Genomic DNA, 22,282 nt, shown 5'->3' with positions numbered 1-22,282 from the left:
AACACAACAAAACAGTGAAAGAAGCTTGTAAAGATTTATCTTTATGAGCTTTTTTTCATTTAGGAGGAATTTATGATAGATACAATTGGAATGACAGATATTGGGAATGGGAGACCATCCAATCAGGATGCTTATCTGTTGCGTCAGAAGGAAAGGAACGGAAAGCTTTATCTGCTCGCAGTCGTCTGTGACGGCATGGGAGGTTTGAAAAAAGGAGAGATTGCCAGTCATTATATCGTGGAAGTATTAAAACAATGGTTTGACGAAACGTTGTTTGATGGATTAGAAACTATGGGAATTGATATGATCGAGCAGAATCTGATCGATCTGATCCGCAGGATCAACCAGAATCTTTTGTTAATGAGTCGTCGGATGGAAGAAACAAAATCCATGGGAAGCACATTAACCTTATTGTTTGTTGAAGAACATGAATTTTTTGTCTTAAATGTCGGTGATTCGAGAACTTACTGGTTTGACAGGGACCGTAAATTTGTAACGACAGATCACACTCTGGCAGAGTTGGAACTGCGTGCTGGACATCTCACAAAAGAACAGGCAAAAAAAGATCCGAGAAGACATATTTTGATCCAGTGTGTAGGTGTGACAAAAGATATCCGGATTGATTGTTACAAAGGCAGATTAAATCCAGGAATGGAGTTTTTATTATGTACTGATGGCTTTTATGGGCTGCTTGAGGAAGAAGAAATCTATCAGGTAGAGGCATCAAAAGAACAGATCAAAGAATGGGTGCAGAAATGTTTTCAGAAAGTAAAAAGAAGAGGAGAATTAGACAATCTGTCCTGTGTGATCGTCAAAGTTCCGAACAAGAAATAGGAAAGATTTATCACCAACGTTATCAAGTCCGAAAAATACTTGGAGAAGGCGGAATGGGTAAAGTTTTTCTTGCACTGGATCAAAAGACCGGAAAAGAGGTTGCTGTGAAGATCGTGAAGGATCAAAAACAGTGGGACAGGGAGAGGGTGATCTTGCAAAAATTAAAACATACCAAAGGTGTGCCGGAATTATTTTTTGCAGGAAAGGAAAAGGAACTTTTTCTGGTGATGGAATATATTCTTGGAAATTCGTTAAAACGATATGGCAGAGTCTGTGGAAAACTTTATAAAAAGAAAAGTTTATTGTGGATGATCAAAATCTGCAAAGTGCTGAATAAGATTCATGAACAAGGAATCATTCATATGGATCTGAAACCAGAAAATATCATGCTTGATCGATCTGGAAATATATACTTGATCGATTTTGGAGCGGCATTGTTTGCGGGAGAAAAATTAAGTGGATATGGAACCAAAAACTATGCATCCAAAAAACAGGCAAAGACAGAAGAAAGAGCAGACATTTATTTTGATATATATAGTTTAGGAAAAACAATGGAATCTTTATTGAAAGCAACAGATGCTGTCCAAAAGATCATAGAAAAATGTCTGATCGATGACGATGCAAAAAGATATCACAACATAAGGCAGATTCAGGCAGATTTTGAGAGAATATTGAGAATCTGTCGTATGAAGAAAGGGTTCATGGTGGTGATTGCTGTTTTTTGTATCCAGAATCTCTGGAATCAGATACAGAGGGAAGAGCAAAGAGAGAAAGAAGTCATTGTACAGAAAAAGTCTCAAAGAGAGATAAAAAAGGCAATGGCTTATTTTTATGGAACGGATCAGATACAAAAGAATACACAATTGGCACGAGTGTATCTTGAAAGATGTAGAGGGATGAAAAAGAATGTGTCATCGTATTTGGTGCTTTTAGATGTTTTAGATGGCAGGAGAAATGATATAAGTGCGGAAAAACTTATGAAGATCGTACAGGATTGTCAGACCGATGTGCATGATTTCTGGTCGGCATATTTTTATCTTCATTTTTATACAGTAAATACAGCAAAACTGTCAGAGAATGTATGGAAAGAAGCAGAAAAAATGTTAGAACAGATACAAAAATATCCACAAAAGGAAGAATATCAGAAATTAGTGGAAGCAGACCGGATCAATTTATATGAAAGAGAAGCAGAAAAAGGAGATGATAGAAAGTTTTTAGAGGAAACAGACCGGGTTTTCAAAGAAAATCTTAAAGGAGATCCTGCATGGAAATTGTATGAAAGAAAGCTTGTTTATCTGGAATCAAAACAGCCAGATATCAGCAGGGAGTTTGAACGATTTCTAAAGAAATATCCAAAAGTTATGGATGCCTATGTGGAGTATAGTATTTATTTATGCAGGAACAATAAAATGACACAGGCACAAAGGGTCTATAGGGAAGGTAGAAAACAGACAGGAATGACAAGCAAAAGAGCAGAGGAATTGAGGAGGAAACTTGGGTTATGATCAGAAAATATAAGATATATATCATCATGGGAATCACAGTACTTCTTCTTTTTATGGTTTTACCGGTCGATACGAAGGGAGATTGGGAAATCCCTTGGGACATTACTCTGGAAGGAGAAGGGAATGATCCTGCATTTCGAAGCAGTACAGTGATGGAAATATTTCTAAAAAATGGGACAGCACCAAAGGATGTTACAATTTTCGTGAATCAACAGAAAATAAATCCGATCTGGGATTACGAACAAAGTACACAGATCAGTTTTCAGGAAGAAGGGATTTATAAGGTTCATATTGTTCATAAAAATGGATATGAAGAAATAAGGCAGGTTATGGTCGAATTAAATAATCCAACAACAGCCAAGATCACAGCGGGAGCGTATATTCCAGGAGCATGGAGCAAAAAGAATGTGGTATTGGAAGCTTATGGAGCCAAAGCAGTTTCTGATATTCAATTTTATGAATATAAAATAGGACAAGATGAATGGAAGCAGATGAAAAATAACAAGTTAGAGATCAGCAAAGATTTTGATGATTTTGTTTATATCAGGGCAGTTTCGAAGGCTGGAAGAGAAGGAGTGATCAGTCAGATTCCAGTGAGAGTATGGAAACAAAAACCAGAATTTGCAAAGATCCAATGTGATCAGGAACCTATTGGTGGATGGTATTCGAAAATTCCTGTTTTCTCATATGATCTGAAGGAAAAAGAAGGACCACAGGTGCATCTTTATGCGCAGCTTACAGATTTGAAGACAAAAGAGATACTGACAGGAATCGATCAGATTCCTAGGATCAGGAAGGATGGAAGATATCAGCTTGACATCTATACGAAAGATGAATCTGGAAATCGATCAGAACAACTCTACCAAACGACTTGTTTTGTGGATACAGATAATCCAGAGATTTTTGTTCGCTATCAAAATCCAAGATTAGAAATTTTAAAATACCAGAAAGCTCAGATCATAGTTAAGGATGAAAATCTGAAAAAGGGGAATATGATCTTAAGAACATCGGGGAAACAGGTAAAGCCATGGAAGTTGGAAGGTGATCATTATGAAACAGAAGTTATATTTTTAAAGGACGGAAAACAGACATTGTCTGTTCAGGCAGAAGATCTGGCAGGAAATAAGATGACCATACAGGAAAAGTCGTTTATCATTGATACACAAAAACCAAGGATTAAAATTCAAGGAATTGACAATGGAAGATCATATTCAAAGCCTGTAAAAATTCAAGTAGATGTGAAAGATCAAAATCTGAATCCAGATAAGACATATATTTATCTTAACGGAAAGAAGATGAATTCCGTTATGATCAAAAAGGATGGATATTATACCATTGATGTGAAAACTGAAGATCTTGCAGGAAATCAAAATAGGTGCAGCAGAAAATTTACTGTCAATCAAAAAGGCATACAGATTCATTTTCTGCAGGAGGATTTAAAGGAAAAACAGATATCAACAAAAAATCTGAAGCCAGGATTTCGCATTGAAAGTCTGGAACCAGTGCAGGTAAGGGCATTTCTTGTGAATGGGCAAAAAAAGGAATATCAATGGAAAGAAGATAAAGTTTATATAAAAGATCCTATCACAGAAAATGGGAAATGCAGTGTCAGTCTGCATGTAAAAGACAGTGCCGGAAATGAAAAAACAAGTGAAGAAATACAGTTTTTTTATGACACACAAAAACCGGTGATCAAAATAGAAGGGCTTGATCAGAAATCTGAATGTGAATATGGAAAACAGATCAGCATTCTTCTGGAAAATAAAACAGATCAGTGGGAGAAGGTTATTTTGGATGGAAAAGAACAAAAACTGGAACATCATAAGATCACATGGAAAGAATTGGCTCCTGGAAAGCATGTTCTTCATCTGAAAGCAGTGGATCAGGCAGGAAATAAAACTGATCAAAGGATCACATTTAAGATTACAAAAGTCCTTCCAAAAGCAGTGAAACAAATTGTGGTAAAACAAGATAAAATACCATCAAAAAAAGATGAAAAAAAACAAACACACCACAATTTATGGATTTTATTTCTCATAGGAACAAGCATTTTCGTATCTGTAAAAATGTTTTGTAGTTATAGGAAATCCAGGCATTCTTGAATCTTTTTCATTCTATGTTATAATAAAGGTTACGTATATAGTTCAATCAAATGGAGGAATGGATATTATGGCAGAAGAAGTAAAAGAAACAAGAGAAGATTTCGAAGCACAGTTAGAAGAATCTTTAAATAAAGCATCAACAAATGAAGACGCAGTATGGAACCGTTTAGAGCAGATGAAAGAAGATGGGGATGTTCTGGCATTGACAGTTGGCGGTGTTGTAAATGGTGGAGTTATCGTTTATGTCGAAGGAATCCGTGGATTTATTCCAGCATCTTTATTATCAACAAAATATGTAGAAGATCTGAACGTATGGTTACAGAAAGATGTGGAAGCAAAGATCATCACAGTAGAACCAGAAGAACAGAGACTTGTCTTATCTGCAAAAGCTGTTGAGAAGGAAAAAGAAAGAAAAGAACGCGAGAATAAGATCAATGAATTAAAAGTTGGTACAGTTGTAGAAGGTACAGTTGAAAATATCATGCCATATGGAGCATTTGTTGATATCGGTGATGGAATCAGTGGATTAGTTCATATTTCACAGTTAAGCCAGAAGAGAGTAAAATCTCCAGAAGAAGTTGTGAAAGAAGGAGATGCTGTTACAGTTAAGATCATTAAAGTTGCAAATGGAAAAGTAAGTTTAAGTATCAAAGCATTAGAAGATGATAAAGAAGCAGCTAAGAAAGCAGAAGAAACTGGTGTGGAATACACAGAAGATGCAGCTGGAACAAGTCTTGGTGACTTACTTGCAAATATCAAATTATAGGAAGGAACATATATGGCAGGATCAGGTTTTGGCACAAATTTTCGAATTACAACATGGGGGGAAACTCATGGTGCAGGCGTAGGTGTCGTGGTAGATGGATGTCCGGCTGGATTACCTCTTGAGAGAGAAGATGTTCAGAAATATCTGGACCGCAGAAAACCAGGGCAGTCAAAGTATACAACACAGAGAAAAGAAGGAGATCAGGTTGAGATCCTTTCTGGTATCTTCGAAGGAAGAACAACAGGGACTCCGATCTCCATGGTTGTATATAACAAGGATCAGAGGTCTAAAGATTACAGCAATATCAAAGATATTTACCGTCCAGGACATGCAGATTTTACATTTGACATGAAATATGGATTCAGAGATTACCGCGGTGGCGGCAGATCTTCTGGACGAGAGACAATCGGACGTGTAGCAGCAGGAGCTGTAGCAGCGAAAGTTTTGAAAGAACTGGGAATTGAGATCAAAGCTTATGCAAAAGCAATCGCCGGAATTGAAGTATCTAAGGATCATTTTGACTTTGCGGAGATGAATAACAATCCATTTAACATGCCAGATAAAGAGGCAGCAAAACTTGTACAGGAGAAAGCAGACCAGATGATTAAAGAGATGGATTCCATCGGTGGTATCATTGAATGTCAGATCACAGGAATGCCAGTTGGAATCGGGGAAACCGTTTTTGATAAACTGGATGCAGAACTTTCGAAAGCCATTATGTCCATTGGATCAGTAAAAGGCTTCGAGATCGGAGATGGATTTGAGGCTGCCAACCTGCGAGGGTCAGAGAATAATGATGATTTTATCTGTGTTGATGGGAAGGTAGCAAAAGAGACAAATCATTCTGGAGGAGTTCTTGGAGGAATGAGTGATGGAAGTGCGATCGTATTCCGTGCAGCTATCAAACCGACACCATCGATCGCACAGACACAGAAGACAGTCAATCGTGATCTTGATAATGTAGAGATTGAAATTCATGGCCGTCATGATCCAATGATCGTGCCAAGAGCTGTAGTTGTGGTAGAATCAATGGCAGCTGTTACGATTCTTGATGGAGTTTTAAAGAATCTTGGTGCAACAATGGATAATATTAAGAAAATTTATGGTGAATAAGAATGTATGAATTAATCAAAAAAGACGGAAGAGCAAAAAGAGGCCGTTTAACAACGGTCCATGGTGTGATCGAAACACCAGTATTTATGAATGTCGGGACTGTGGCAGCGATCAAAGGTGCAGTCAGTACAGATGATCTCAAAGATATTGGAACACAGGTGGAGTTATCTAATACATATCATCTGCATGTAAGAACAGGAGATAAGCTGATCAAGGAATTTGGAGGGCTGCATAAGTTTATGCACTGGGACCGCCCAATCCTTACAGATTCTGGCGGATTTCAGGTGTTTTCATTGGCGAAGCTTCGTAAGATCAAAGAAGAAGGCGTTTCTTTTGCTTCTCATATTGATGGAAGAAAGATTTTCATGGGACCAGAAGAAAGTATGCAGATCCAGTCAAACTTAGGATCAACGATCGCGATGGCATTTGACGAATGTCCGCCACATCCTGCAACAAGAGAGTATATGCAGAATTCTGTTGATCGTACAACAAGATGGTTGAGACGATGCAAAAAAGAGATGGACCGCTTAAATTCTCTGGAAGATACAGTCAATCCACATCAGATGTTATTTGGGATCAATCAGGGTGGAACATTTGAAGATATCCGAATCGAACACGCCAAAGAGATTTCCAAGATGGATCTAGATGGATATGCATTAGGTGGACTTGCGGTTGGAGAAACACATGAAGAGATGTACAATATCCTTGAAAAGACAGTGCCATATCTGCCAGAAGATAAACCAACTTACCTGATGGGGGTTGGAACACCGGTGAATATTTTAGAAGCAGTTGACCGTGGAGTTGATTTCTTTGATTGTGTATATCCAACAAGAAATGGCCGTCATGGACATGTATATACGAATCAGGGAAAACTTAATATGTTCAATAAAAAATACGAACTGGACCATCGCCCGATCGAAGAAGGATGCCAGTGCCCAGCCTGTAGAAGTTACAGCAGAGCCTATATTCGACATCTTTTAAAAGCAAAAGAAATGCTAGGAATGAGATTATGTGTCTTGCATAACTTGTATTTTTATAATACAATGATGAGTGAGATTCGTCAGGCAATCGAAGAAGGCAATTATAAGGAATACAAGAAACGTAAGATCGATGGCATGATGAACCAGTAATCTTATTAGAAAGATGGAGGAAGAAAATGGATCAGGTTACAATGACAATTCTAATGTTGGTTGTTTGTTTTGGATTAATGTACTTTTTAACGATCAGACCACAGAAGAAAAAAGAAGAAGAATTAAAACAGATGATGGAAACTCTGGAAGTTGGAGACAGCGTGTTGACAACAAGCGGATTTTACGGAGTTGTTGTAGATAAAGTTGATGAAACAACGATCATTGTTGAATTTGGTAACGACAAACATTGCCGTATCCCAATGGAGAAATCAGCAATCCAGGCAATGGAAAAAGCGAATGCATCATCATCTGAAGAATAAGATGAATATTTGATCAAAAGAAAAGAATCTGAGACAGAGAATAGTATCTGTATTTCAGATTCTTTTTTTGTTTCTTAATATTAATTCATCAGATCATCAATCAAATGATCTGGGACAAATAACGGTCCGCGTCCGGTTCCGATTTCGATATCTGGTTTATTCGTTCCATGGAAGTCTGATCCTCCAGTTGCAAGAAGATCATATTCTTTCTGCCATTGGCGAAGTTTTGTGATCTGGCCGATATGATGGGAAGAATGATAAACTTCGATTCCTGCGAGCCCTTCTTCTTTCAGATCATGAATGAGATGTTTGGTATCTTCATTTGAGAATTTATATAAAAATGGATGTGCAAGAACCGGAATTCCGCCAGCATCAAGGATTAATCTTAAGCAATCTTTTGGATCAAAAAATGGTTTTGGAACATAATATTTACACTTTTCACCAAGATATTTGGAAAAAGCCTGATCCATGGAAGAACAAATGCCTTCTGAGATCAAAGTTCTTGCAAAGTGAGCTCGTGTGATCACAGTATGAGGATCACCATTTTGCAGTTTTTCAAGCGTAATCGGATAACCGTCTTTTTGAAAGAGTTCGATCATATCAAGATTTCTCTGAAACCGTTTGTCACGGAGCATGTTGAGAGTATGATTTAACTGCTGATCCTTATAGTTGATTCCGTATCCTAATACATGAATCTCACGATGAAGTGCATCACATGAAATTTCAATTCCAGGAATGAATTTCAGATCATCTGGAAGATCCATAGCAAGAATTTCCGGAATTCCATCGACAGTATCATGATCTGTCAGAGAAAATCCATATAATCTTTTTGCTATCACTTTTTGAACAATCTGTTTTGGTGTAAAAGTTCCATCGGAACAAGTAGAATGTATATGAAGATCGATCATAGGAAAACTCCTTTCGTATTTTTAATGTCAGTTTATCACAAAAAGGTATAGATTCAAAATACCATTCATAGATTAAATAGAAAAAGGAGCAATTGTTATGGACATGGGGAAAAAGGGACTCTATATGATACAAAGTCTGGTATTTGCCTACATTGCCACAGGAATTTTATTGTGTCTTCTTGCATTTATCATCTATCAAAGCAATGCAGGAATGAAGATCGCGAATCTTGGGGTCACACTTACATATATTCTTGCATCTGTTTTTGCTGGCATGCTGATCGGAAGTAAGATCGGAAAAAAGAAGTTTTTATGGGGATTTGCAGCAGGAATGTTATACTTTATGATCTTGACTTTGATCTCGTGGATTTTTCAAAAAAATATCGTTCTGTTTTCCACAGAAAGGATCACAGCATGTTTCTTATGTATTGCAGGAGGAACTTTAGGTGGAATGCTTGCTATTTGAAAATGAATATGATACAATATAGCAAGTTATTTTATGAGAATTAGGAGGACGATAAGATGAAACATATTAAAACTCTGACAAATAAAACATTACAGAACACAGTGAAAAAAGGTGGATGTGGTGAATGCCAGACATCTTGCCAGTCAGCATGTAAAACATCTTGTACAGTAGGTAACCAGACCTGCGAACACAGCAAATAGTCAAATCGAACAAAGACTTTGTGCTTGAGGCGTTCCTTGTGGGCCGCCTCATTTTTTCGATGAAAGAAAATAACAGATAAAGGGAGAAAGAAACAATGGTTCACCAGTATAAAAATAATGGATATAACATGGTCCTTGATGTAGCAAGTGGATCTGTCCATGTGGTTGATGACCTGACATATGAGGTGATTGCTTTATATGAGGATCATACATTAGAAGAGATCATCAAAGAATTATCATCCTGGGATGAGAAAGATGTCAAAGAATCTTATGGAGAAGTTACAGAATTAAAAGATGCAGGTGTATTATTTACAGAAGACTGTTATGAAGAATACATTTGTGGATTCAAAGATAGACCAACAGTTGTAAAGGCACTCTGTCTTCATATTGCACATGATTGTAACCTTGCCTGCCGATACTGTTTCGCAGAAGAAGGAGAATACAAGGGAAGACGTGCATTAATGAGTGCTGAAGTTGGTAAGAAAGCATTAGATTTTCTTGTAGAGAATTCAGGAAACCGTAGAAATCTGGAAGTTGATTTCTTTGGTGGAGAGCCTTTGATGAACTTTGATGTAGTGAAAGAGATCGTTGCATATGGACGTTCTTTGGAAGAAACACATGATAAGAAGTTCCGTTTTACATTGACAACAAATGGTGTATTACTAAACGATGATATCATGGAATTTGCCAATAAAGAGATGGATAACGTTGTATTAAGTGTGGATGGAAGAAAAGAAGTTCACGATTACATGAGACCATTCCGTAATGGAAAAGGAAGCTATGATTTTATTATCGACAAATTCAAGAAATTTGCAGACAGCAGAAACCAGCAGAAATATTATGTAAGAGGAACTTTTACACATCATAACTTAGATTTCTCAAAAGACGTTATGCATTTAGCAGATGCAGGATTCGAACAGATTTCTGTAGAACCTGTTGTAGCACCAGATACAGCAGATTATGCGATCACAGAAGAGGATCTTCCAATTTTGATGGATGAATATGATCTTCTTGCAAAAGAGATGATCAAAAGAGAGAAGGAAGGAAAAGGATTTACCTTCTTCCACTTTATGATCGACTTAACAGGAGGGCCATGTGTTGCAAAACGTTTATCCGGATGTGGTTCAGGAACAGAATATCTTGCAGTGACTCCATGGGGAGATTTATATCCATGCCATCAGTTTGTAGGAGAAGAAGACTTCTTAATGGGTAATGTTTACGAAGGAGTCAAGAAAGATGAGATCGTCAAAGAATTCAAGGCATGTAATGTATACTCCAAAGAAGAATGTAAAAAATGTTTTGCAAGATTCTATTGCAGTGGTGGATGCAGTGCAAACTCTTATAACTTTAACGGTACGATCGATGGAACTTATGAGATCGGATGTAAATTAGAGCGCAAGAGGGTAGAATGTGCATTAATGGTAAAGGCAGCATTGGCATTAGAAGGGGAGACGGAGAATGAAGAAGCGTAATAGCAGTGGCAAGTATATTGCAGGGCTTATTTTACTGATCGCTTTGTGTGTATTTGGAGCATTTATCACAACCAAGGGAATTACAAAGAAGAAGATCGGTCGAGCAAGCAATATCGAACTCGGATTAGACCTTGCAGGTGGAGTTAGTATTACATATGAAGTAGATGGCAAGAATGTATCTGATAGTGATATGAAAGATACTGTATACAAACTTCAGAAGCGTGTAGAAGGGTACAGTACAGAAGCAGAAGTTTATCAGGAAGGAAAAGATCGTATCAATATCGAGATTCCTGGAGTGACAGATGCAAACAAGATTTTAGATGAGCTTGGTAAACCAGGAACACTTTCTTTTGCTGTCCAGAAACAGGTAAAAGTAAAGAAGAATGGAAAAACAACGACTCAGACAACATTAGATACTGTATTGACAGGTCAAAATGTTAAGAAAGCCAAAGCTGTAACTAATCAGAATCAGACAACTGGTAAGAAAGAATATTTAGTTGCACTTGAATTTGATGCTAAGGGAACAAAGGCATTTGCGAAAGCTACAAAAGCCAATATTGGAAAACCAATTTATATTATCTATGATAATCAGGTGATCAGTGCCCCAAATGTACAGGAAGCGATCACAAAAGGAGAATGTACGATCGATGGTATGGAAAGTTATGAAGCAGCAGAGAATTTAGCTTCATCAATTCGAATCGGTTCCTTACCAGTGAAATTAAACGAATTACGCTCTAACGTAGTATCTGCGAAATTAGGAGTGAATGCGATCCAGACAACGGTCAAAGCAGGAGTCATCGGATTTGTACTGGTATGCTTGATCATGATCGCATTTTATGCAGTGCCTGGTGTGATTGCGTGTGTGGCACTTGCGATCTATATGCTGATGATGTTATTAGCACTGAATGGATTTAATGCGACACTGACATTGCCGGGACTTGCAGGTATCATCCTCGGTATCGGTATGGCAGTTGATGCAAACGTTATCATTTATGCCAGAATTCAGGAAGAGATCGGGGCAGGAAAGAGTACAGGAGCAGCGATCAAATCTGGATTCGGAAAGGCAGCATCAGCGATCATCGATGGTAACGTTACAACATTGATCGCAGTATTAGTTTTATGGTTTAAAGGATCAGGAACGGTCAAAGGATTTGCTCAGACACTTGGAATGAGTGTATTGATCTCTATGTTTACAGCACTTGTGATCAGCCGATTCCTTGTATATGCGGCATATCATTTTGGACTTCACGACAAGAAATGGTATGGAAAACCAAGAACGATCAAAACAAGAGATTTTGTCCGTACAGGTAAGAAATACGTTGCAGTTGCAGGTGTGATCATTTTGATCGGACTTGCTGCACTTCCAATGAATCGAAGCAAGATTGGATCAATCTTGAATTATGATCTGGAATTTTCAGGTGGTACAGCATCTACGATCACATTCAAGGATGACCAGAAAGTCAATGATTCTCTGGAAAAACAGGTTGTGAAAGCTTACGAGAAAGTCAGCAAGTCAACCTCTGTTCAGAGTCAGAAAGTAAAAGCAAACAATCAGATGGTTGTAAAAAGTGTAGAATTGAATCTGAGTCAGAGAAAACAGATCGAAAATACATTAAAGAAAGATTATAAAGTAAAATCTGTAACAACAGAGAATATCAGTTCAACGATCAGTAATGAAATGCAAAGAGATGCATTTATTTCCGTTGTGATCTCAGCAATCTGTATGCTGATCTACATTGCGATTCGATTCAAAGACGTGAAGTTTGGATCCAGTGCGATCATCGCATTGATCAATGACGTATTGGTCGTATTTGCAGCATATTCTGTTGGAAGATTATCTGTTGGTGGAACATTTATCGCATGTATGTTAACGATCATTGGATATTCTATCAACTCAACGATCGTTATCTTTGACCGTATCCGTGAGAATCTGAAACTTCAGACGATCCGGACAAGAGATGATATCAAAGCACTTGTGAATCAGAGTATTTCAAGTACATTGGTTCGTACGATCAATACAAGTTTGACAACATTTGTTATGGTGTTAGCGTTATTCATCTGCGGAGTATCCTCCTTAAGAGAATTTGCATTAGCATTGATGGTGGGTGTGATCGGAGGAGCGTTCTCTTCTGTATTTTTAACTGGACCACTTTGGTATATGATGAAGACGCGAATTGGATCAGATGTGATCAAAGAAAATCAGGCAGCCAGTCAAGCACAGCCAGAGAAGATCACAGCAAATCCAAACCGCAAGAAAAAGAAGAAAAAGAAAAGAAAATAAAACATTCAAAAAGAGTATTCAGTAAATACTGGATGCTCTTTTTTATGAAAAATGGAGTAAGATGATGGAACAGTGGTATCTGTATAAGAAAAAGGCTAATTTTAATCAGATTGGAGAAAAATTTAACATAGATCCAGTGATCGCACGGCTGATCCGCAACAGGGATGTGGTTGGGGATGAACAAATACAGCAGTATCTGTATGGAGAACTTTCAGATATTTCAGATCCTTTTTTGATGAAAGGCGTCAAAGAAGGAGTTGAGATTTTGAAGCAAAAGGTACAAGAAGGGAAAACGATCCGTATTATTTCAGATTATGATGTAGATGGAGTTGTCTCAAATTACATTTTGTGGAAAGCGATTCATGATCTTGGTGGAAAGATTGATTTTCAGATTCCAGACCGCATGAAAGATGGCTATGGAATTAATGAAAATATCATTGAAAAAGCAGTGGAAGACCAGATTGATACGATCCTTACCTGTGATAATGGGATTGCAGCAGCAGATGCAGTTGCATACGGCAAAGAACATGGACTGACAATGATCATTACGGATCATCATGATGTGCCATTTGATACCGATGAAGCAGGAATGAGAAAAGAGGTTCTTCCACCAGCAGATGTAGTGATCAATCCAAAGCAAGAAGCATGCAATTATCCGTATCCGTTACTTTGTGGAGCAGGAGTGGCTTTTCAGTTTATGAGGGCATTTTATCAGGCAATGGAAGAAGATGAAAGCCAATTGGAAGAGTTGTTATCCATGCTTGCGATCGCGACTGTTTGTGATGTGGTAGATCTGACAGGAGAAAACAGAATCTTTGTCAAAGAAGGATTACGCCGAATCAAAGATACACAAAATATCGGGTTGAAAGCATTGCTGAATGTGCATGATCTGATGGATAAACAGATACAGTCTTATGCACTAGGATTTATTGTTGGACCATGTATCAATGCGAGCGGACGTTTGGAATCTGCCGAAAAAGCATTGAATCTATTTCTGGAAGAAGATGAAGAGAAGGCAAAACAGACAGCAGAAGAATTAAAAGAACTGAATGATCTTCGGAAAACCATGACAGAAAATGGTGTAAAAGAGGCACTGGGACAGGCGTTCGAATATGAAGCAAAAGGAGATAAAGTGCTTGTATTATATCTTCCAGAATGTCATGAAAGTATTGCAGGTATCATAGCAGGAAGGATCAAGGACCGCTTAAATCATCCAGCATTTGTCTTAACAGATGCAAAAGAAGGAATCAAAGGTTCTGGACGTTCCATCGAAGGATATTCCATGTTTGAAGAGATGATGAAAGTCAAAGAGGTGTTCACAAAGTTTGGGGGACATCCAATGGCCGCAGGATGTTCTTTGGAAAAAGAAAAATTACAGGAATTCCGCAAAAAGATCAATGAGAACTGTACCCTTGAGAAAAAAGATTTTGCAAAGAAGGTACAGATTGATATTGATATGCCAGTTGATTATATTACCATGGATCTGATCCATCAGTTATCTGTTTTAGAGCCATTTGGAAAAGAGAATAAAAAACCATTATTTGCACACAGAAAGTTAAAAGTGGAACGTGTGAATGTTTTTGGAAAAAATAAAAATGTGATAAAATTAGCATTAAAGAGTAGTCAGGGAACTAGAATTGATGGCATGATTTTTGAGGATGAAGATGAATTTCGAGAGAAAATGGGAACATCAAAGTATATCACATGTACATATTATCCAGTGATCAATGAGTATCAGGGATATAAAAGTCTTCAGATCAACATTCAAAATTATTTTTTTGTGGAGGGATAGCATGAGTAAGATAAAATTAGTAGCGATGGATTTAGATAATACACTCTTAGACAGCGAGAAACAGATTTCAAAACACACAGAAGAAGTTCTAAAAGAAGCAATCAGAAGGGGTGTTTATATAGTTCCAGCAACAGGACGTATTTTTAAAGCAATTCCAGAATTTTTAAGAGATATTCCAGGCGTTCGATATGCTGTTTGCTGTAATGGGGCAACTGTTTATGATCAGAAAGAAGATAAGATCATATATACAAATCATCTACCAAAAGAAACGGTATTTTCGTTGTTTGATATTTTGGAAAAATATCATTGTACACGTGATATTTATCAGAATGGGCAAGGGTATATGGAACGATGCTATTTTGACCATCTTGCAGAGTATGGTGTATCAGATCATGTATTAAAACTTGTGAGAGATACAAGACTGCCGCTGGATGATCTGCGAAAGTATATTGAAGAGCATCCGCTGGGAATTGAGAAGATCAATGTATTTTTTGATGATATGGAAGAGCGGGAAACTGCAAGACAAGAATTAATCGAGAAAAATATTGCGAGTGTATCAAGTTCTCTGGAAAATAACATTGAAATAAATCAGATTGGATGTGATAAAGGAGATGGACTTTTACATCTGGCAGAGCAAATTGGATTATCTATGGATGAAGTGATGGCATGTGGAGATGCAGGAAATGATACGATGATGATCAAAGCTGTAGGAACCGGTGTTGTTATGGAAAATGGACAACCTGATCTGAAAGAGATCGCAGACTTTGTGACAAAGACAAATAATGAAGATGGTGTTGCATATGCAATTGAAAAATTAGTCTTTGAAGCATAAGATGTGAAAAAAATGTGAACATGGATCATGACCATTCATTTTTATTGACGAGGGTATCCAAAGTGGTATAATAAGTATGTTTAAATAGTTAGGGGGAACAATGAAAGATGAGAAAAACACGTAAAACAGCAGCTGTAGTAGCTCTGTATACGTTTTTGATGCTTGGATCAGTGTCTGTGGTCAGAGCAGATCAGCCAGTCACAAGAGAGCAAATAAGCAGTGAACAGACTGAGACCAAGACAGATTCTTCTGCCCAGACGACAGAAAGTGAAGCAACGACAGAGACAACAACACAGACGACTCAGGCAAAGCCGACAACGGAAGCAACAACGCATACGCATACAACGGCTGCAGCAACACATACAAAGAAACATACAGCAACAACACATACAAAGAAACATACAGCGGTAACGCATACAAAGAAGCAAAAGACAAAGTCTGATCAAGATAAGAAGAAAGATAAAAAAGATAAGAAAAAAGACAAGAAAGATAAAAAATCTATCATTCCAAAAGTATATAATGATCATAGTCTTGAGATGAAAGATAAGAAAGAGACGATACAGGGATTTATTTACTTTAATCAGGCAGATGCAGCATGGAATGACAATGGATATCAGATCAAAAGCAGTGGATGCGGACCAAGCGCTATGGCAGTTTGTATCAGTTCGCTGACGAATAAATGGGTAACTCCAGTTGATACAACAGTATGGGCATATAAGAATGGCTATTACAGTAGTGCTGGAGCAAGTCATGAGATGGTCCCAGCACTGGCACAACAGTATAAACTGGAATGTCATGGACTTGGAAGTGATGTCAGCAAGGTTAGAGATGCATTGAAGAAGAAGCATCCAGTAGTAGCACTGATGGGGCCAGGATATTTTACGAAGAAAGGTCATTTTATCGTATTGGTTGCGATCGATGATAATGATCAGGTAACGGTTGCAGATGTTGGAAGCAGACAGCGTACACAGTACAAATATCCACTAAAAGAAGTGATCGCACAGACGAAGTCAGCATCAGCAGGAGGTCCATGCTGGGAGATTTATTCTGATCAAAAGATATCTGCGAAGGCTGATAAGAAGGCAAAGCAGCTGAAAGCTGAGAAGAAATACAGAAGCAAAGAATTTAAAGCAATGTATAATGAGATCAAGTCAGTATTGCAGAAGAATTATCAGTTAGCGGTTCCACTAAAGAAAGGAACACTAGTTAGTGAAGAACAGTTTGTTACGATCACATCCTTAGGAATCAACGATAAAGTTTCCGTAATGGATGAGAGCAAGAAGTTAACAAGTGATGTCGATCTTGACACAGTAGTAGATGAGATTCAGGCAGAGGCAGTCAAAGATTCTTTTTGGAATACGATCATGATCGCACCTGACAAAACTAATTTAACAGATAAATAAAATAGTATATATTACATAAAGAAAAGCACAGAATCATTGAGTATGATCAATGATTTCTGTGCTTTTTCTATTCTAAAAAATAGGAGGAAAGAAAAATGAAGATTCAAAATATGATCAAAAAAATAATGATTGCTGTATTATCTGCAGCAATGATGCTTGCACCTATCGTTAATATCAAAGCGGCATCAACAGATGTGGTCGATACAAGCAAAACCGGATCTATAACGATCCACAAATATGACATGACAGCAGCAAAACAGGCCGGTGTTAACACCAGTCAGTTTACACCAACAGGAAAACAGGACGCTGCTGCGGAAGCAGCCTTGGAAAAATATGCGATCAAAGGTGTGGAATTTAGTTACCTGCGAGTTGGAGATGTTGAACAGCAGAGTGAGAATGGAAAGATTCAGATGATCTATGAACTTCCAACCACAATACAGCAGATTTTGGGTTTGACATCTTCTGATGCAGCTAAAACAGAAGGAAGTAAGACATATTTTACAAGCCAGCAGATCAATGAGAAACTTGCCAAGGCATTAGAAGATAATACGGTAACGAAAGACAAATTAGAAGATTACATGGGAAAGAATGGGACAGCCATGGATGAGACTAATGCTAATGGTGTGACAAGTAAAGACAAATTGCCACTGGGTCTTTACCTGATCGTTGAGACAAAGGCACCAGAAAATGTAACTTACACAATAAATCCATGGTTTGTACAGTTGCCATCCACGGATTCTAAGGGAGATGACTGGTTCTATGATGTGATCTGTTATCCAAAGAATGAAACTGGAAATCCAACACTTGACAAAAGAGTACGCAATAATCCAGATCAGGACAATGTAACAACTGCCAATACAGACAGACTGGCAGATTTTACTTCTGCAAGAAATGAATATAAATATCAGAGTACCGTGACAGCATCTAAAGCAGAAAGACTGGATTATCAGTTCATTTCCAAATTGCCACATATCACATCATCAACAACCTACCTGTCAACTTATACATTTAACGATACGATGGCAAAAGGAATGACATATGGGAAAGATGCCGTGATCGCAATCTATGAAACTAAGGATGCAGCGGACAGAACAAATGTGAATAATGTTGAGAAGAGTGGAGCATTGGCTGTATGGAAGAGTTCCGACACGGATCCAAAGTTTGCAGCAACATACGGAAAATCTGGAGACGATCCTGCAATGAAGATTGAGATGACAAAAGCAGGACTTAATGAGTTGAATAAGAAATATTCTGATAAATATATCGTTGTATATTATACAGCTAAGGTGAATACAGATGACAGCGTTATTCTTGGTGATAAAGGAAATCCAAACGATGTATCCCTTATGTGGAAGAGAACAAATACGAATTATTATGATATTTTAAAAGACAAATGTATCGTATACTCTTACGGATATGATCTGACAAAGAAATTTTCTGACAGCAAGGGAGATGCAACAAAGGTTAAATTCGTTGTAAAAAATAAGACAGATAATTACTATCTGGTAGCAAGAGCAGATAGAGCAGGTGTTTATCAGGTAACAGGAAAGTCTGCAAAAGAAGCTGATGCGACTCAGTTTAGTCCGTCTTCTGATGGAAAACTTGTGATCAATGGGATCGAAGGAGATGAATATGGATTTACAGAAACACACTCCGATGCAGGATACTCCCTGTTAAAGAAAGAAGTGATCGTTAAGGTCAAAGAGACAAAAGCAGATATCACACCAACCGAAGCAAACATCACAGGGATCCAGAGTAAGTCTGATGCAGATTCCACAGCAAATGATGGAGTTCCTAATGGTTCGGTATTAAAGAATGATGTGACGGTTCAGACTACAGCAGCGAGTGCGACTGTGGATGAGACAAAGGCAACGATGACAAAACACGATGATTCTGGAAATGCATATATCAATATGCAGATCACAAATCAGAAGCAGTTCATGCTGCCAATGACAGGTGGGGCAGGAAACTATCTTCTGATCATTGCAGGGGTTGTTGTTGCTGGATGTGGGATCTTGATCTTGAACAAAAACAGAGGACGATCACAAAGATAAAATGAAACAAAAGATCATACCGATTCTGGTTATTCTGGCCGGCTTTTTTCTGCTGTCTTATCCATTTGTAAGCAACTATCTGTTTGAAAAGAGTGCAGGTTCGACAGTGGAAAGTTATCAGGAAAAGGCAGCCGGAATGGATCAGGCGATCATAAAAAAAGTAATGGATGAAGCAAAACAGTATAATGGGGAATTGATGCGATCTTCAGTACAGTTGACTGATCCGTTTAAGGTAAAACGTTTGGATGGAGAGATGGTTCATTATAATAGAATATTAAATATTGATGGATCATCGATCATGGGATATTTAAAGATTCCTTGCATTTCAATTAATCTGCCGATCTATCATGGGACAAGTGGGACAGTTTTGGAACATGGGATCGGACATCTGGCTACATCTTCCTTTCCGATTGGAGGAAAAGATACCCATGCGGTGCTGACTGGACATACTGGGCTTAGTTCTGCAAAAATCTTTACAGATCTGACAGAGATGAAAAAGGGAGATTTCTTTTTTATACATGTATTGGATAAAAAGCTTGCTTACAGTGTGGATCAGATCACAGTCGTGGAACCACAAGATACAAAGAAACTTCAGATCATGGAAGGAAAAGATCATGTAACATTGGTTACTTGCACACCCTATGGAGTTAATGACAAGCGTTTATTAGTCCGAGGAGTTCGCACAGCTTATCATGCAAAAGAGGAAGAGATAAGAGCAAGAAATCATCATTCGCAATGGATGGAAGTTTACAAACGGGCCATCTTTGCGGGACTATTGATCATTTGTGTATTGATCGCAGCCAGAAAAGTATATGAAAAGATGAAAAGAAAAAGCGGAGAAAGGAGATATGGGTGAAACAAAAGATCATAAATATTGTTGGAATCTTTTTTCTAGTGATAGGGATCACGTTACTGCTTTATCCGGAGATTATATCATATCTGAAACAAAAACAGTCCGATCAGACAGTGAAAGAACTGACGCAGAGGAGAAGCAAAAGAAAACAGGATGATCTACTGTATCAAAAAGCAGTCTGCTATAACAGGAAGATATTCAAAGAAAAACAAGCAGGACTAAAGGATGTATTCAGTTACCGCAGTGCACCGATCGTCTTAAGAAATGAAAAGAATACCTTCGGTTACATTAAGATACCGAAGATGAAACAGAAACTTCCATTATATTTGGGAGCGACGATGGAAAATATGAGAAAAGGAGCAGCGATCATGGGACAGACATCCCTGCCAGTAGGACAAAAAGACAGCAACTGCGTGATCGCTGCACATCGGGGATATCGGGGAATTCCGTATTTTCGGGACATCGAACAGTTAAAAACAGGCGATCAGGTGATCATTAGGAATCTATGGGAAAGACTGGATTATCGGGTTACAAAGATTAAAGTGATCGATCCATATGATATGGACAAAATTCTGATTCAAAAAGGGAAAGATATGGTCACACTTTTAACCTGTCATCCGTACCGAGGACATGGAAGATATCGGTATGTGGTGTACTGTATGAGGAATCATGGACAGAAGATCAGGAAACAAAAGGAAGATAGATAAAAATAGATGGAGAGGAGGATATGATGAAGAATGCAAAAAAGATCCTGGAAAGAAAACGAAAGATCATAGTGGTATTAGTGGTCATGGTTTCATTTGTTTCTGTTCTGGCATGGTATCAGATGAAGAAGGCACATGCTTATCAATCATATAATACAGGAGGAAACAAACATTTTAAAGATGGACATTTAACAGTGAACATCAATGGACCAAATGGGAAAAGCGATAGTCTGACAATGTATATTCATAGTGATGAATATGAAAAAAATAAAAATGTCAGCGGTGGGACATTTAATAATTCCAGACATCCATATACGGTAACGACGTATTCCGGTGGAGGCGGAGATTATAAGCTTACAGTGAATAAACAGACGATATATTCAGAGAAGAACAGTAACAACAACTATACACTTTTAACGATCAAAGTCTGGTATCTGTTACCGGCCCATGAACAGCATCGATCCTGGGAATGGGTAACGGTGGATAAACCAGTATTTTCAGATCCGAGCAAGGATATAACGCTTTATTGTGGAGGAAATGATGGATTTTGGGAAAATTCCTATCATGATACTCAAGAACATTGGAAATCAGTAAATATCCATGTCAGTACTGGATTGGTCGGAGTGGCCTCTGCTGACAGAGATGGATGGAAAACTTATGACTGGTGTTCTATAAATCTGAATCTGGAAAAGCCAAGCCGTAGCATTTATTACAACGGAAATGGTGGAGATGGTGCAGATGTAACATGGAATTTTACGGATGGAGATTATTTTTCGTTTCCAACGGTATCAAGAAGAGGTTATACCTTGGAAGGATGGCTGGATGAAGGAACAAAATGGATGTCCAATACAGGCTGGCTGGTATGTGGTAATTATACAGAGACAGCCCAGTGGACAGCGAATACATACACTGTAAACTATGATGGAAATGGAGAAGATTCTGGATATGTGAATGATGGGACAGCCACGTACGATCAAAATTACAGCTTTGCTGAGAATGGATACACGAAAAAAGGCTATGCCTTTGTTGGATGGAATACAGATAAACATGCGGTGAGAGCACGGTATTCTCCAGGAGAGACGATCACATGGAGTAACACGGAGGGTATAACACTTTATGCTGTTTGGTCCAAGAACTCTTATGAAGTAACATTTGATGGAAATGGTGCATCAGGCAGCAAAAAGACTGTGGAATTAAAATATGGACAGGATGATATCCTGCCAGCAAATACATTTGAACGGCCGGGATATACCTTCCTTGGATGGAGTGAAGATCCGAATGCGATCAAAGCAAAATATACCGATAGACAGGCAGTCAATACTCTCTGCGATGCTGGACAGACTTGTGAATTGTATGCTGTCTGGAAGAAAACAGATGGATCATTCGACACACACAACATTATTCATGATGACGGCATGTTTAATGGCTCGATCGAACTGGAAGGGCAGAATGGAACTGGATTTTCGAGAGACCACGTAGATTCTGAGTATGGAAGGATCGACAAGGAAGGGCAGCCAGGATATTTCACAAACCGTTACAAGTAAAAAGGA

General features: G+C 38.1%; 19 protein-coding genes. 18 read left to right on the top strand and 1 reads right to left on the bottom strand.

All coding sequences use genetic code 11. From position 1 onward, the window contains the following. The first annotated feature begins 72 nt into the window (after nt 1-72). The 7 genes from QUE18_RS11040 to yajC are packed head-to-tail and all read left to right on the top strand — an operon-like array spanning nt 73 to nt 7,770. A complete protein-coding gene (locus tag QUE18_RS11040; protein WP_009203574.1) occupies nt 73-834 on the top strand; it encodes a PP2C family protein-serine/threonine phosphatase in 762 nt (253 codons plus the stop codon). Beyond that, entirely contained in the window at nt 744-2,339 is a 1,596-nt protein-coding gene (locus QUE18_RS11035; RefSeq protein WP_318248865.1) for a serine/threonine-protein kinase, read from the top strand. Before QUE18_RS11040 ends, QUE18_RS11035 begins: the two co-directional genes overlap by 91 nt. Then, nucleotides 2,336-4,441 (top strand): Ig-like domain repeat protein, encoded by a 2,106-nt coding sequence (locus QUE18_RS11030; RefSeq protein ID WP_009203576.1) that lies wholly within the window; start codon nt 2,336-2,338, stop codon nt 4,439-4,441. Before QUE18_RS11035 ends, QUE18_RS11030 begins: the two co-directional genes overlap by 4 nt. 58 nt (nt 4,442-4,499) lie before the next feature. Beyond that, complete coding sequence (locus tag QUE18_RS11025; RefSeq protein ID WP_008390605.1) at nt 4,500-5,207, top strand: S1 RNA-binding domain-containing protein; 708 nt, start codon at nt 4,500-4,502, stop codon at nt 5,205-5,207. A 12-nt stretch (nt 5,208-5,219) separates the two neighbouring features. Further along, nucleotides 5,220-6,320, top strand: a complete 1,101-nt coding sequence (gene aroC / locus QUE18_RS11020; RefSeq protein WP_009203577.1) for a chorismate synthase — start codon at nt 5,220-5,222, stop codon at nt 6,318-6,320. Nucleotides 6,321-6,322: 2 nt separating this feature from the next. After that, nucleotides 6,323-7,450, top strand: a complete 1,128-nt coding sequence (gene tgt, locus QUE18_RS11015; protein WP_008390603.1) for a tRNA guanosine(34) transglycosylase Tgt — start codon at nt 6,323-6,325, stop codon at nt 7,448-7,450. 26 nt (nt 7,451-7,476) lie between these two features. Further along, nucleotides 7,477-7,770 (top strand): preprotein translocase subunit YajC, encoded by a 294-nt coding sequence (yajC, locus tag QUE18_RS11010; RefSeq protein ID WP_008390602.1) that lies wholly within the window; start codon nt 7,477-7,479, stop codon nt 7,768-7,770. 80 nt (nt 7,771-7,850) lie between these two features. Here the strand turns inward: yajC and QUE18_RS11005 are convergent, their stop codons facing one another. Then, nucleotides 7,851-8,678 (bottom strand): PHP domain-containing protein, encoded by an 828-nt coding sequence (locus QUE18_RS11005; protein WP_009203578.1) that lies wholly within the window; start codon nt 8,676-8,678, stop codon nt 7,851-7,853. 97 nt (nt 8,679-8,775) lie between these two features. Here QUE18_RS11005 and QUE18_RS11000 point away from each other — a divergent pair, with 97 nt between their 5' ends. From QUE18_RS11000 to QUE18_RS10950, 11 genes are all read left to right on the top strand, one after another. Beyond that, a complete protein-coding gene (locus QUE18_RS11000) occupies nt 8,776-9,141 on the top strand; it encodes a TIGR04086 family membrane protein (RefSeq protein WP_009203579.1) in 366 nt (121 codons plus the stop codon). Nucleotides 9,142-9,197: 56 nt separating this feature from the next. Continuing rightward, a complete protein-coding gene (gene scfA, locus QUE18_RS10995; protein ID WP_009203580.1) occupies nt 9,198-9,341 on the top strand; it encodes a six-cysteine ranthipeptide SCIFF in 144 nt (47 codons plus the stop codon). 95 nt (nt 9,342-9,436) lie between these two features. Beyond that, nucleotides 9,437-10,813, top strand: coding sequence for a thioether cross-link-forming SCIFF peptide maturase (gene scfB, locus QUE18_RS10990; protein WP_009203581.1), 1,377 nt, complete (start codon nt 9,437-9,439; stop codon nt 10,811-10,813). Beyond that, complete coding sequence (locus QUE18_RS10985; RefSeq protein WP_008390597.1) at nt 10,800-13,094, top strand: protein translocase subunit SecDF; 2,295 nt, start codon at nt 10,800-10,802, stop codon at nt 13,092-13,094. Before scfB ends, QUE18_RS10985 begins: the two co-directional genes overlap by 14 nt. Before the next feature lie 64 nt (nt 13,095-13,158). Further along, nucleotides 13,159-14,886 (top strand): single-stranded-DNA-specific exonuclease RecJ, encoded by a 1,728-nt coding sequence (gene recJ / locus QUE18_RS10980; RefSeq protein WP_040344266.1) that lies wholly within the window; start codon nt 13,159-13,161, stop codon nt 14,884-14,886. Between the two features lies 1 nt (nt 14,887). After that, the gene (locus QUE18_RS10975) at nt 14,888-15,718 is read left to right on the top strand and encodes a Cof-type HAD-IIB family hydrolase (protein ID WP_009203583.1); all 831 of its coding nucleotides are present in this window, start codon (nt 14,888-14,890) and stop codon (nt 15,716-15,718) included. Nucleotides 15,719-15,825: 107 nt separating this feature from the next. Then, nucleotides 15,826-17,121 carry a C39 family peptidase gene (locus QUE18_RS10970; protein WP_008390591.1) on the top strand — a complete coding sequence of 432 codons (1,296 nt, stop codon included), beginning with the start codon at nt 15,826-15,828 and terminating at the stop codon, nt 17,119-17,121. A 95-nt stretch (nt 17,122-17,216) separates the two neighbouring features. Further along, nucleotides 17,217-19,175: a SpaH/EbpB family LPXTG-anchored major pilin gene (locus QUE18_RS10965; protein WP_009203584.1), complete on the top strand. Its 1,959-nt coding sequence runs from the start codon at nt 17,217-17,219 to the stop codon at nt 19,173-19,175. Nucleotide 19,176: 1 nt separating this feature from the next. Next, complete coding sequence (locus tag QUE18_RS10960) at nt 19,177-20,031, top strand: class C sortase (protein ID WP_009203585.1); 855 nt, start codon at nt 19,177-19,179, stop codon at nt 20,029-20,031. After that, entirely contained in the window at nt 20,028-20,735 is a 708-nt protein-coding gene (locus QUE18_RS10955) for a class C sortase (protein WP_009203586.1), read from the top strand. Before QUE18_RS10960 ends, QUE18_RS10955 begins: the two co-directional genes overlap by 4 nt. Before the next feature lie 20 nt (nt 20,736-20,755). Beyond that, the gene (locus QUE18_RS10950; protein ID WP_008390582.1) at nt 20,756-22,276 is read left to right on the top strand and encodes an InlB B-repeat-containing protein; all 1,521 of its coding nucleotides are present in this window, start codon (nt 20,756-20,758) and stop codon (nt 22,274-22,276) included. The last annotated feature ends 6 nt before the right edge of the window (nt 22,277-22,282 follow it).

Origin of the sequence: Anaerostipes hadrus ATCC 29173 = JCM 17467, assembly GCF_030296915.1 — a bacterium.
GTDB lineage: Bacteria > Bacillota > Clostridia > Lachnospirales > Lachnospiraceae > Anaerostipes > Anaerostipes hadrus.
The sequence above is the reverse complement of the archived record's forward strand: the minus strand, read 5'-3'. Positions and strand labels throughout refer to the sequence as shown.

Bases quoted from the DNA above. Each gene is read 5' to 3' on its own strand.
- QUE18_RS11040 (WP_009203574.1), top strand. From the start codon at position 73: ATGATAGATACAATTGGAATGACAGATATTGGGAATGGGAGACCATCC.
- QUE18_RS11035 (WP_318248865.1), top strand. From the start codon at position 744: ATGGGTGCAGAAATGTTTTCAGAAAGTAAAAAGAAGAGGAGAATTAGA.
- QUE18_RS11030 (WP_009203576.1), top strand. From the start codon at position 2,336: ATGATCAGAAAATATAAGATATATATCATCATGGGAATCACAGTACTT.
- QUE18_RS11025 (WP_008390605.1), top strand. From the start codon at position 4,500: ATGGATATTATGGCAGAAGAAGTAAAAGAAACAAGAGAAGATTTCGAA.
- aroC (WP_009203577.1), top strand. From the start codon at position 5,220: ATGGCAGGATCAGGTTTTGGCACAAATTTTCGAATTACAACATGGGGG.
- tgt (WP_008390603.1), top strand. From the start codon at position 6,323: ATGTATGAATTAATCAAAAAAGACGGAAGAGCAAAAAGAGGCCGTTTA.
- yajC (WP_008390602.1), top strand. From the start codon at position 7,477: ATGGATCAGGTTACAATGACAATTCTAATGTTGGTTGTTTGTTTTGGA.
- QUE18_RS11005 (WP_009203578.1), bottom strand. From the start codon at position 8,678: ATGATCGATCTTCATATACATTCTACTTGTTCCGATGGAACTTTTACA.
- QUE18_RS11000 (WP_009203579.1), top strand. From the start codon at position 8,776: ATGGACATGGGGAAAAAGGGACTCTATATGATACAAAGTCTGGTATTT.
- scfA (WP_009203580.1), top strand. From the start codon at position 9,198: ATGAAACATATTAAAACTCTGACAAATAAAACATTACAGAACACAGTG.
- scfB (WP_009203581.1), top strand. From the start codon at position 9,437: ATGGTTCACCAGTATAAAAATAATGGATATAACATGGTCCTTGATGTA.
- QUE18_RS10985 (WP_008390597.1), top strand. From the start codon at position 10,800: ATGAAGAAGCGTAATAGCAGTGGCAAGTATATTGCAGGGCTTATTTTA.
- recJ (WP_040344266.1), top strand. From the start codon at position 13,159: ATGGAACAGTGGTATCTGTATAAGAAAAAGGCTAATTTTAATCAGATT.
- QUE18_RS10975 (WP_009203583.1), top strand. From the start codon at position 14,888: ATGAGTAAGATAAAATTAGTAGCGATGGATTTAGATAATACACTCTTA.
- QUE18_RS10970 (WP_008390591.1), top strand. From the start codon at position 15,826: ATGAGAAAAACACGTAAAACAGCAGCTGTAGTAGCTCTGTATACGTTT.
- QUE18_RS10965 (WP_009203584.1), top strand. From the start codon at position 17,217: ATGAAGATTCAAAATATGATCAAAAAAATAATGATTGCTGTATTATCT.
- QUE18_RS10960 (WP_009203585.1), top strand. From the start codon at position 19,177: ATGAAACAAAAGATCATACCGATTCTGGTTATTCTGGCCGGCTTTTTT.
- QUE18_RS10950 (WP_008390582.1), top strand. From the start codon at position 20,756: ATGATGAAGAATGCAAAAAAGATCCTGGAAAGAAAACGAAAGATCATA.